An 11,757-nucleotide genomic window follows, 5' to 3' on the forward strand; every position below is an offset into this window, starting at 1 on the left:
ATGAACAATGCACGAATTTTTTTTCCGCCGGCATTGAGGGCAGGTTCCCTGTTTTTATTTTGTGCGGTTTTATATCTGCTTTTCCGGAACGTCGGAGTGGAGTATTCTTCTTTTGCCGTAATTACGGAACACTATATCGGCAGGTTCGGAATGCGGGGGCTGTCCGCGTATTTCCTTTTGAGCGGAGTTGCCACATTTTTCTTTGTTCCCCGCCAGCTGCTGAGTCTTGTCGCGGGATATTTTTATGGCACGCTGCCTGCCGTTTTCATCGTTTCTTTGGGTGCGGGGCTCGGTTGTTTGCTTTCCATGGGCTATGGAAATTTTTTGGCAAAAAATTTTTTTCAAAAAAATATGAAAACCCGTATGCAGTGTTTGGAACATATTTTTACAAAATCGACTTTTGGAATCGCTCTTGGCATACGCATCATGCCTGTCGGCAGCAATACGTTTCTGAATATGCTTGCGGGAGCGGCGAAAATACCTTTTTGGAGTTTTTGGGCGGGTTCCGTGATCGGGTATATTCCGCAAAATTATCTCTTCGCTTTGCTTGGAAATGCAGGAAAAACGGAAAATACCCTGCCGCTTTTGCAGAGCGTTTTCTTCTATGCCGTTCTTTTCTGCGCGGGATTTTTGATTGTGAAAAAAAATTTGCCCGGGCATATCACCTTGAAGTATTTGTATGACGGAATAGTCAGAGGAAAAGAATAAGATGTTTACGTCGATTTATGTGCTTGCCGGGGGCGTTCCCTTCGGTTTTTTATTCCGCAAATCCGGCTTTGCGGTGAAATGGACGGATAAGCTCCTGGCGCTTTCTGTTTGGATTTTATTGTTTTTACTGGGGTTCGGGCTTGGCGGCGATAAAAATCTCATGGTGCAAATAAAAGATTTGGGCATACAGGCTTTTTGCATTACGTTTTTCGCCGTGCTCGGTTCGCTTGTTTTTGCCTATCTTGTGGCAAAACTTTGGTATAAGGAAGCCCTCGGCACGCATGGGCATAAAGTCAGCCATAAAAACGACAGGGATATCGCGGAAAGCAAATGGACGGCAATAAAAAGTTCCTGCATTGTCTTATGTTTCTTTTTGAGCGGAATTTTTTTAGGTTATATGCGGGTTCTGCCTTTTGAAGCGGACAGCGGAACATATACTGTATCGGCTCTGTATGTTTTGCTTTTTTTGGCAGGAATGAGCGTGGGGTTTGATTTGCATGCCTTTAGGATAATTCAGGAATTAAAAGGCGTCATTCTTGTTGTTCCGCTTGCTGCGGTGCTTGGTACGGTGCTCGGCTCGATGTTCGCAAGCTTCCTAGTGCCGAATCTCGCCCTTTTGGATGCCGTGGCTGTCGGGGTCGGGCTTGGTTATTACAGTTTGTCGTCCACCATCATTTCGCAGGAAGTGGGTCCGGTCTTGGGCTCTGTGGCATTATTGTCGAATATTATGCGGGAAGTCGCCTGCCTTGTTTTTGCGCCGGTAATGGTGCGCTTTTTTGGTCTGCTCGGACCTGTTTTCGCAGGCGGGGCGACTTCAAATGACAGTTCTTTGCCTATCATTGCAAAATTTTGCGGAGAGCGGTATGCTATCATTGCAATATTTACGGGAGTGGTTTTGACGCTTGCCGTACCGTTCTTGGTTCCTTTGGTTTTATATTTACGTTCATTATAGAGGTTTTTATGCAGGCGATCAAAGAAGAGATGTTTTTTCCCAAAACCCGTTCCGCTCTTTCGCGGCGGGATTTATTGATATATGAAGAACAGCTTTGTGCTGATTTAAGGTCGTTCATCGGTTTTGAAAGCCATGCGCTTTATTTTCCCGTGGAAGACGAACTCAAAGCCTATACGTATGTTCCGGAAGAAAAAAAACTTCTTTTGCCTTTGCGGATAAAGGATTCTTTGCTTGGTGTCCTGCTTTTGAAAGAGGTGCGGGCAGAAGAGGAAAACTTCGCCCTTTTGCCTTCTTTGGTACGGCTTTGTCTTGAAAAAATTCATTTATGCAAGCGGGAACGTCTTGATGAGCGGAGCGGGCTTTTGCGTCCGTGTTTTTTCATGGAAAAATTAAAAAAAGAAGTACAGGCGATCAATGCATATTTTCAAACCGCCATGCGGCACGATATGCGAAAGCAGGAAAATGAATTTCCTTTGTCGGGCATGTCCGGTTTTTCTTCAGCCGTGTCTTTTATGCAGGAAGAGCAGGAACATGCTTTGCCCATGGCGCGTCAAAGCAGTATCGGCTTGATGGTTTTGCCCGTATTGGGGCTTAATGCCGTGCGTTCCGCCATGGGCTATTCCGCCGGCGAACAATATTATCCTGCGCTTGCGGAAAAAATACGCACAAGCATTCCGGGCGATGCCTACTGCACGCTGCTTGACGAAGATAATTTCGCGGTCCTGTTTCCCGGAGCGACCCGGAAAATGATGGATAATCTTGCCCATGATTGTCTTGCTATCGAAGAAACCGTGCAGTTCGACAGGTATAAAAAGCCTTTTTTGAAAGAAAAACATGCAAAGCTCGGTTTTTGTGCCGGGTATGCCTTATTTCCGCAGGATTGGGACGGAACGTCCGATTCCCGCGCAGTGGAGGAGGTTCCGCATTTATTGGTGCATAAAGCCAAAATCACGGCAAAACGCCTGCGGGAAGCCATAGAAAAGCAAAGCGCCATGGCTGCGTTGCAAAGTCTTGCTTACAGGCAGATTGTTTTGCACGGCGGCACTGTGACGGCTGTTTTGCCCTATGCGCAAATCCGGGTTGATTTGGGACGTGAAAGCGGCGCTTGCGAGGGTATGTGCTTCAGCGTCGGTTCTGCGGCGGATATGCGCAAAGGGGAAATTGTCCTGCGCAAAGTGTATGCGGATTATGCCGAGGCGGAAGTGCTTATGCTTGAAAATCCGACCGAGGGCGTAGGTGTCGGGGACAGGCTTTTTTATGTGGCGGAAAGCTCTTTTGCGACAATGGATATTGATAAGAAAACCCGTTGTTATGCTTACAGGGAGTTTACGGATCTCATCAATGAGGACATAGCCAGGGAGCAAAATCCGCAATTCGGTTTGGCTCTTTTGTTTTTGCAGTGGAATGACATGCAGGGATACGGCGGGGGAAAACGGCACGGGCATGTCATGAAAACCGTTTTGCAAGCTCTCGCACAATATTTGCAAAAGCATGGACTGAAGAAAAATTGTTATGCGGAAACGCCGAAATTCGGCAGTTTGAGTTTCAACAGCGTTTTGGTTTATCACAAGAACACGTCTGCGCAGGCTTTGGAAAACTTGTATAAGGACGCTTTGGCGCATATCCGGAAAAAATTCAACATGCATGGGGCTGTCGGTTTGTGCATGTATCCGTATTTGAATTACAGTCCTGCCGAAATGTGGGAAAATGCGCGGAAAGCCCTGGATTACGCCTTGCTTTTGCCGGCTCCCCACGTGGGTGTTTTCGACAGTTTGGCGATCAATATCAGTGCGGACAGAAAATTCAGCTTGGGGGATACGTTCGGGGCTGTGGAAGAATACCGCATGGCTCTTTTGGCGGATACGGACAATATTTTGGCATGGAATTCCTTGGGGGTTTGCCTTGCGGATTTAGGACGCCATGCGGAAGCGAAAAATGCTTTTGAAGTGGCTTACAGCAAAAACAATAAGGATTTTTCCACTTGTTACAATCTTGGTACGACCAATCTCGCTTTGGAAGACAGGAAAGGGGCGAAGGAATTTTTTCTTGCAAGCCTCGCCATAAAACCGGATCATTTGTATGCAAGAATCAGGCTGGGTGAAATTGCGGAAAAAGAAAAAGATTTTGAAACCGCGAAAGAACAGTATGAGCTTGCTTTGCAGGCGGATGAAGCCAGCTCCGTTCCTTACCGCTGTTTGGCGAAGCTTTTCATGCAAGAGGGGGATTTTGAAAAAGCCCGTGAATATTTGCAAAAAGCTTTGCAAAAAAACAGCGAGGATGCCGTGAGCCTGCAATTATTGGCGGGGCTTTATCTGGACAGTCATGAAGACGCCCGTCTTGCGGAAATGCTCGCAAGGCAAAGCATCGCCCTTTTGCCTTTCAGGCGTTCGGCATGGGCGGAACTTGCCAGGGCTTTGGATATGCAGGGAAAAATTACTGAGGCTATGGAAGTTCGCCGCAACAGCATGAGGTTTTAATGACCAAGGAAGAACGAAAAGATCTTGCCCGAAAAATCATGCAGGAGGAAGAAAAAGGCATAAGCCCTGAAGTGCAAAGCTTGGGACAGCTTGTTCTTTCTGAAGTTTTCCGCCTTGAAAACGAGGGGGATTTTGCGGAAGCAAAAGCCTTTGAAGCTTTTTTGCCGCTTGATGAGGCGTTTTTGGCTTCTCTGGCACCTTTTCTGGGACAGGAAGAATTTGAGGGAACGCTGGCGGCATATAAGGAAGAAAAAATGAAACAACGCTTGAATTATCTTGCATCATTTTGATTTTTATTGTTAAAATCGCATGTTACGGACTTTCGTAACTTGACTAAATAAATATAGGACGCTATATATGAAAAAAGTGCAATGTACTGGAGGATTATATGTTCGGAATTGGTACGCATGAAATACTGGTTGTTTTATTGCTGATTCTTGTTATTTTTGGAGCGAGGAAACTTCCGGAAATAGGTGCGGGACTCGGCAAAGCGATACGGAATTTTAAACAGGGTGTTTCCCAGCCTGATGAAATCGATATAACCCCTAATGCTGATACTAAAAAAGAAAATAAGGAAGGCTAGTTATGATTGTTGAACAATTATCCGTATTCCTTGAAAATAAAGCAGGCCGTTTAATGGAAGTGACAAAAGCCTTGACGGAAGCCCGTATCAATATCCGCGCCTTGTCTTTGGCTGATACGTCGGATTTCGGCATTTTGCGCCTTATTGTCGATGATATAGAAAAAGCTCAGAACGTATTGAAAGAAAAGGGCTTTACCGTCGGAAAAACAGGGGTTATCGCTGTCGAGGTAGGAGATCATCCCGGAGGTTTGCAGGCTATTTTGCAGGTTTTTGAAACTGCCGGAGTCAATGTTGAATATATGTATGCATTCGTTCAAAAGAACAGTGAAAATGCGACGCTTATTTTCCGTTTGGACAGAATAGAGTACGCTCTTGAAGAATTGAAAAAAAATAATATTGCCGTGCTGCCCGTTTCAAAGGTTTGCGGTTCGAATTAAGTAAAAAAGGCAATGCGCGGGCATTGCTTTTTTTATGCTGTTTCAACATGTGATATTGCAGGTTTGTTTGTATGGTTCGCGAAAAAACGGTAAAAAAGGTAAGCATTATTGACCTTGGAAGCAATTCCGTGCGCATGAATATTGTGCAGATCCAGCCCAATGGCGCCGCTTCGCTCATTTTGCAGGAAAAAGAGATGGTTCAGCTCGGGCGGGACGCTTTTTTGCAAAAAAAATTGCAGGAAAGCGCCATGCAAAGAACCTTGTCGGTTTTGCGGAATTTCGTTGCCCTTTGCAAAAAACATTCTGCGGACGAGTTTTTGGCCGTTGCGACGGCGGCGGTGCGGGACGCGGAGAACGGCAAAGCCTTTTTAGCGGAAATAACCAAGCAAACGGGCATTGTTTTTTATTCCATTTCCGGTTTGGAAGAAGCCCGGCTCATTTATAAAGGTGTTTCGCAGGATTTTCCGGTATCGGACACCTTACGGTTTTATTTGGACATCGGCGGGGGCAGTTCGGAATTTATCGTGGGGGATTCCTATTCCCACAGGGAACTTGATTCTGTGAAAATCGGCTGTGTGCGTTTGGCTGATATGTTCATGAAAGATAAACACGGAGCGGTGAGCGAAGAGGAATACGCCCGAATACAGGATTATGTGCGTCTTGAAATAAACCATACCCTCGGGCGTTTGTCCGGTTATGTCTTGGAAGAAATGGCAGCAAGTTCCGGCACCGCGCGCTGTCTTTTGCAGATAGCGCAGAGTCTGGATGAAGAAAGCCTTTTTCAGAAAAATTTTCTTTCCTATAAGAATATTTGCAAAATCGCCCGCATGCTTTGCGCGAAAACTGAGGAAGAACGCAAACGGATTATCGGCATGCATCCGAAACGGGTCAATATCATCATTCCGGGGATAGCCATTTTGCAGACCGTTATGGAGGAACTTGGCTTCAGCGGTTGTTATGTCAGCGATTCCGGTCTTCGCGAGGGAATTTTAAGGGTTTACCTTGAAGAAAAATATCCTCACGCGACCGTACATGAGAATACCATCATTCAGGAAAAAAGTGTTTTTAAATTAGCCCGTTCCGTAAAATATGAAGAACAGCATGCAAAGCATGTCGCCCATTTGGCTGTACGCTTGTTCGATAGCGCAAAAAGCCTTTCTTTGCATTCTTTTTCGGAATTTAAACGGCAAACGCTCTATTATGCGGGGATTTTGCACGATATCGGCATTGTGCTCGCCTTTGCGAAGCATGATGAACATGGTTGGTATATTGCGAAAAATTATTCCAATTTGCTTGGTTTTACAGAAAAAAGGCAGTTGGAACTGGCTCTTTTGGTCGGTTCGCACAGAATGAAAGAAAATTCCTGTTTGCAATCCTGTACGGAGATTGCGCCGGAAGAAAAAAAAGATTTGGAATTGCTTGCAAGTTTTCTCAAGATAGCTGAAGCCTTGGACAGAAACCATGAGCAATATGTGGATGATGTGTATTTTGAGAAAAATGGCGATACGGTAAATATTTGTGCCGTCAGCTCCGAACCTGATTGCCTGGAGCGGAAAAAACTCACAGAGGGTTTACCTCTTCTCAGACGGACAATTCCGGCTTTGCAAAGTCTTGTTTGGAAGATTAAGGATTGAGTTTTGTTTTTGCCGTACTTGCCTTATGCCGGGATAGGGTTGTTAAAAATCTCATACGCTTGTTAACGGAGTATTTTTTCGGGAAAAGCATAGACAAATGTTCTTTTGCCGTTTTGTGAGTACATAATTTCCAGTATTTCGGTTCTGTTTTGTAAAGATAAAAATAAAATTTCTGAAAAAGTAAAGGACTGCAAATAATTGCGGTCTTTTTTATATAATGGAAAAATTTAATTGAAATTGATATTGACTTTCAATTTCAATTAAGGCATTATGTCTTTAACAAACGTTTGTGTGAATTTCCGGGCTGAGAAAGGAGTGAATATGGTTTCAGCGGATTATAGAGTTGATTATAGGTGTAGCAATGGCAATATCCATGTGGATGTAAGCGGTGAATTTAATCGGAATACGGCGGGTGCGGTTTTGGAAATCCTGCAAACCGCTTATACGGGCAGTGGGCGTATTTTTATAGATACCGCACAAATTCAGAATGTTGTGGAATGCGGGGCGGAATACTTCAAGACCGCTTTTGCGGCGATTGATGTTCCGACGGCCTGCCTGTTTTTTAAAGGGAAGAAAGGGGAACGTATCGGTCCTGACGGTTCAAGATTGCTTTTAATGAAAGAAAGGGAAAAGAAATGTTGTGGAAATTGTAAGAATTGCTCTTGCAAAAATCATAAATCTTACCAAGGGGAATGATACGGCTGCCGTTGGCATAGTGTGTGGTTCCGAAAACGGAAACACGAAATCCGTTGCTGATGAAATTGCCTGAAGTTTGGAACGGATAGAGAAAAAGAAAATTAAATATCGGCAACATAAAAATACCTTAACGAAAAATTTTATCTGCCATAGCCGTTCATAATTCATCGCAACATTATGCAACTGCCTCCACACAAAAAACGGGTTATTGATAACCCGTTTTTTGTGTGTGTGTGATGTCGGAATTTTTTGCTTGATTTAGTTAAATCATACAGTTTTTCCTGCTGTGTCAAGCTTGTATTTTGCATAGGCGCGCACGAGGATTTCATGCATTTGCTCGCGGCTGATACAGTCTTTCGTGTCAAAGGCATAGGCGATATAATTTTTTTGCTGTTTCGTAATGCTTGTGTGAATGCCCGAAAAAAGTTTTTCAACTTCCTTTTTTTCCGCCCTTTCGTCCGGCAGTTCATTGTTTTGCGGGTCCTTATAGTGGCAGCTGCCCGCAAGAAAAGAAAAAGGCATGCCCATTTCAACACTGTAATAGGTATACGCCCCAATACAATTGGAAAGAGCGTACCGGTAATTTCTTAAAATATCGTAATACCTGTCGACAAAACGAATATCCCAAACGCTGCCGGCTGTCACGACGGGCATGTCTTGTTCAAGATATTTCAAATGGGTACCGCGGTGTATATCCGTCATAAAAAGGCAAATATTGACCGGCTGCATTGCCTCGGGAAGTTCGCGCAGCTGCCGGCAAAATTCCGCAATGTCGTAAATGGCGAATTTTCCCAATACGGAATGGGCGGGAAAACAAATGGTGCCTTTGGCAGTTTTTGCCTGTTCGATATTGTGTTCATGCCTGTACCAGACAAGAGGGTGCGGAATGCGGTAGCACGGCTGCGGGGCGAGGCTTTGCTCAAGCATGGGAAAACGGCTTCTGCTGTAACTGAACATGGCGTAAGCCTTTTGGGTTCGTTCATCGGGACGCAGTTCTGCGGATAAATGTATGCCATGGTCGGAATAGACATAAAGAGGCAGTTCCATGGGGAAACGGGCGTATTCGCGGTAAATGCGTCCTTGTGAATATTGCTCCGCCAAGGGATAGACCGGAGGGCAGGGTCCTGCCTGCCGATGTTCTTTATCGCAGAGTTCTTCCAGTTTTTGTACGGAAAATCCTTGATAGGAATATGAAGTATCCATTTATTGCGCTTTCTTTGGGAAAAGTCTTTCTGTCTTTGGGGAGAGAACGGAGAAAAAGTCCTCCGCTTTTTCAATATCGTCACCGGTAATGACCGTTACGGAAGCTATTCCGTTATTGTCGCCAAACCAAATGGAACCTTTTCCCTTACCTGAAAGATTGGAGTGCCACATGCCGTCTTTTTCTTCCAACGGGGTGGAGGCAATTCCGCCTTTTTTCATGTTTTCCAGTGTCATTTCACCAAGTTGTTTTGCAGTGGCGGGAGTTTCCATAACAGTAATGGAAACGGCAGGGCTTTGGCTCATGCTGACAAAAAGGGCGGTAACGCCATTGTGAGGGGTGCTTTGTACAGGGACGGGCATGCTCCAGCCGGCGGGAATAATCACTTTGAAATATTTCGTATCGACTTCTTGTCCTCCCATTTCTTTTAATTGCGGAGCTTTTGAACGATATGCGTGGGCAGTAGGGGGATTGCCGGATTTTTGCGCACTTTGCGCAGCTGCCGAAGATATGTTTGAAAAACAAAAAATAGTGACGAATAACATTAAAAGAGCTATGAGTTTCATCTGTGCCTCCTGATTGAATGGCTGTGTTAAGATAGCTATTGAATATAAACATTATGTTGTGCTGTCAACCCATTACTTAAGATAAAACCGTCAAACGTATTGAATAGTAAGCATTGATTGTTTAAAATTCATAAGATAAATAAAGCAGCACAAGCATACTGCCGAGTATGGTAATCAAAAAACGGGCGAATTGCATGGATAGGACAATGATAAGGGCGGCATGCGCCGGAAAAATTCCAAGGGCCGCGGGTAAATTTCTTCGCAAGGTGCGGATAGGGTTGCCGATGGCGCTCGCCGCAAGCATAGCAAGCAAAACTTGGGCATGGCTGACCATGTTTTCAGCTAAAAAGTGCGAAGAAACGCTTGCGGATTGGATAAGCCCCCCAATTTGGGCGATGACAATGGCGATAAGCTCTGCCGGAAAGAATTTCGCCACCTGATAAGGCACGGCTTCTTCCCAAAAATCAAGCATGCCCGATTTTACTATCCATTCTGTTCCGAGCATGAGAGGAACGGTGATATATCCCATGCGAAAGAGGATAGCCAAGCTTTTGAGTACCCCTTGTCCGAGGGCTGTTTTCCAAGGAACGGGTTCTTTTTGCTCAAGTTTTAAACGGGAGAAATCAGTCTGGCTGTTTTTGCTCGTGTGCCAATGGAAAAAGAAAACCCCGCAAATCAGTAAAAAGCCCCCTAATAATTGCACGGCGAAAAATCCGACTCCTGCGGCGCCGATCAGGGCGATAACCGGATACATCACGCGCACGGAATGGGACACGTGGGCTAAATAGCTGTTCGCCATGCCTCCGGCAATGAGGGCGGAAGAGGGGATTTCTCCGTTTTTATGGCTTGCGGCAAGCATGCTGTTCGCCCCGACGGAAGAATACAGGGCTATGGGCATGGCTAGTCCGATAATTTCAGGCAGGCGCGCCTTTTGGGTGATTTTTATCAGCCCTTTGCCAAGGCAGCGATACCAGCGCCTTGCTTCCATGAGCGCTCCCAAAAAGGCGGCGATTCCGACCATAAGAAAAAGGCGTCCTATGGATTTCAGTTTTGCCGTAAGTTTATCGGAAGCGGCCAACGGGGCTTTTCTCTTGGCAGGATTTGCTGTTTCTTGTTTTTCGTGTTTTGCCTTGCTCTGTGTTTCTGTTCGGTTTTGTTCTGACAAATAGGTTTTTGCATGCTCAAGCTTTGCCTGTTCAGCGGCGGTTATCTGCGTTTTTGTATGAATGGCAAATTCTTTGCTGGGCATATTGAGCGTCAGGAACCATGCGAAACAAAGGGCAAAAATGAGCAACAGACAGCGAAATGGCGATTGCCAAGGATATTTTTCTTTTTTCTTTTTCATTTAAATAAATGCGGTAGTCTGTTGAATGCCATGCGGAGCTTACCTAGCGGGAAATGATTGTGCCGTCTTTGATGTTGTCGCGGCTGTTTTTGGTATGTTCAATAAAAAGGTTTTGTATCTTCGGATTTGAACCTAAGCCGTTTAAAACAGTATGGACTTCATAACCTTTTTTAATGAGTATGGTTTTCCAAGACGCTTCTTCTTCGCCAGCCATATCGTTTTTAGCATGGTCGCCCGCTACAACCATAAAAGGCATGAGCCATACTTTTTGGGCATTTGTTTGTGTAAGTTCCGCAAGAACATTGTCAAAGGCGAGCGCTCCCTCGACGGTCGCCAGCCAAACCATGGGGTCGGCGGAATGGAATGCATGGGCTGCCGCCAAAAGGCTTAAATCGCCTGTGCCCCTGTCGTTGCCATGTCCCATGAGAATAAGGGCGTCTTCTTTGGTGCGTTCTTTCGGAAGGGCGGAAAAAACAGCCTCAACGGTTTTGTCGAGGTCCTGTTTGGAAGATAAAAGAGGGTGCCCCATGGTTACGGAATTAAAATTTTCGCCTTTGCTTTCCATGTAACGGCTGATTAAACGGCATATTTTCATGTATTCTTCAGCAGGAACAACATGCAGGGACTGGATTTTTACGTCCTTATAGCCGTTTTCTGCTGCAAAGTCCAAAGCTTCCGTGACGGAATACACAACTTGTTTTTCTTTATTGAGCTTGGCGCGGATAATATTGGAAGAATACGCCCAAATCACCGTATCGCCGTTTTTTTCATAGGCTGTTTTAATGGCAGTCAGGGATTTGCCGGCTTCCATGTCACTTGTGCCGAAAGCCGTTAAGATTGTGAGTTCCTTTGCAAGAGCAGGAAAGGGATTTACAAAAAGCGAAAAAGAAAAAACAAAAAGAGAGGCAAGCAAAATGCCTGCGCGCATAGAAAAAGATTTCATGTGAAACTCCTTGTTCAGATACCGTGAACGATTTTGAGTGCACTTATAGGCTGGTTTTCCGGCTCAAGGATTATCCTGCTTTATGCCTTCCCGTTTTCACAGTGGCGTGTATAAGGCAGTCCCCTTTCACGGCTACGGTCTAGCGTTGTTAACTTCCCATTTACCTGCATTATGCAGAACCTGTAAGTTGTTTGGAATTTTAATAAAAACATGTT

At 45.1% G+C, this 11,757-nt stretch carries 12 protein-coding genes and 1 riboswitch; of the genes, 8 read left to right on the plus strand and 4 right to left on the minus strand.

Annotated elements, in window-relative coordinates; translation table 11 throughout:
* The 8 genes from JBF11_RS08910 (at position 1) to JBF11_RS08945 (ending at position 7,487) form a co-directional block, all read left to right on the plus strand.
* Positions 1–708, plus strand: coding sequence for a TVP38/TMEM64 family protein (locus JBF11_RS08910; protein ID WP_334315127.1), 708 nt, complete (start codon positions 1–3; stop codon positions 706–708).
* A 1-nt stretch (position 709) separates the two neighbouring features.
* Positions 710–1,660, plus strand: a complete 951-nt coding sequence (locus tag JBF11_RS08915; protein WP_334315128.1) for a LysO family transporter — start codon at positions 710–712, stop codon at positions 1,658–1,660.
* An 8-nt stretch (positions 1,661–1,668) separates the two neighbouring features.
* A complete protein-coding gene (locus tag JBF11_RS08920) occupies positions 1,669–4,137 on the plus strand; it encodes a tetratricopeptide repeat protein (protein ID WP_334315129.1) in 2,469 nt (822 codons plus the stop codon).
* The gene (locus tag JBF11_RS08925; RefSeq protein WP_334315130.1) at positions 4,137–4,427 is read left to right on the plus strand and encodes a hypothetical protein; all 291 of its coding nucleotides are present in this window, start codon (positions 4,137–4,139) and stop codon (positions 4,425–4,427) included. Before JBF11_RS08920 ends, JBF11_RS08925 begins: the two co-directional genes overlap by 1 nt.
* Positions 4,428–4,525: 98 nt before the next feature.
* The gene (gene tatA / locus JBF11_RS08930; protein ID WP_334315131.1) at positions 4,526–4,720 is read left to right on the plus strand and encodes a twin-arginine translocase TatA/TatE family subunit; all 195 of its coding nucleotides are present in this window, start codon (positions 4,526–4,528) and stop codon (positions 4,718–4,720) included.
* A 2-nt stretch (positions 4,721–4,722) separates the two neighbouring features.
* A complete protein-coding gene (locus tag JBF11_RS08935) occupies positions 4,723–5,157 on the plus strand; it encodes an ACT domain-containing protein (protein ID WP_334315132.1) in 435 nt (144 codons plus the stop codon).
* 71 nt (positions 5,158–5,228) lie between these two features.
* Entirely contained in the window at positions 5,229–6,791 is a 1,563-nt protein-coding gene (locus JBF11_RS08940) for a Ppx/GppA phosphatase family protein (protein ID WP_334315133.1), read from the plus strand.
* Positions 6,792–7,112: 321 nt separating this feature from the next.
* On the plus strand, positions 7,113–7,487 hold the full coding sequence (locus JBF11_RS08945; RefSeq protein ID WP_334315134.1) for a hypothetical protein: 375 nt from the start codon (positions 7,113–7,115) through the stop codon (positions 7,485–7,487).
* A gap of 267 nt (positions 7,488–7,754) precedes the next feature.
* Here JBF11_RS08945 and JBF11_RS08950 read toward each other — a convergent pair whose 3' ends face one another.
* The 4 genes from JBF11_RS08950 to JBF11_RS08965 form a co-directional block, all read right to left on the minus strand.
* Entirely contained in the window at positions 7,755–8,690 is a 936-nt protein-coding gene (locus tag JBF11_RS08950; protein WP_334315135.1) for a hypothetical protein, read from the minus strand.
* The gene (locus tag JBF11_RS08955; protein ID WP_334315136.1) at positions 8,691–9,254 is read right to left on the minus strand and encodes a hypothetical protein; all 564 of its coding nucleotides are present in this window, start codon (positions 9,252–9,254) and stop codon (positions 8,691–8,693) included.
* Positions 9,255–9,375: 121 nt separating this feature from the next.
* Positions 9,376–10,599 (minus strand): hypothetical protein, encoded by a 1,224-nt coding sequence (locus JBF11_RS08960; protein ID WP_334315137.1) that lies wholly within the window; start codon positions 10,597–10,599, stop codon positions 9,376–9,378.
* 43 nt (positions 10,600–10,642) lie between these two features.
* Complete coding sequence (locus JBF11_RS08965) at positions 10,643–11,542, minus strand: sirohydrochlorin cobaltochelatase (protein ID WP_334315138.1); 900 nt, start codon at positions 11,540–11,542, stop codon at positions 10,643–10,645.
* A gap of 31 nt (positions 11,543–11,573) precedes the next feature.
* Positions 11,574–11,741, minus strand: a riboswitch (cobalamin riboswitch).
* Positions 11,742–11,757: the final 16 nt, after the last annotated feature.

The organism is Taurinivorans muris, assembly GCF_025232395.1.
Lineage (GTDB): Bacteria > Desulfobacterota > Desulfovibrionia > Desulfovibrionales > Desulfovibrionaceae > Taurinivorans > Taurinivorans muris.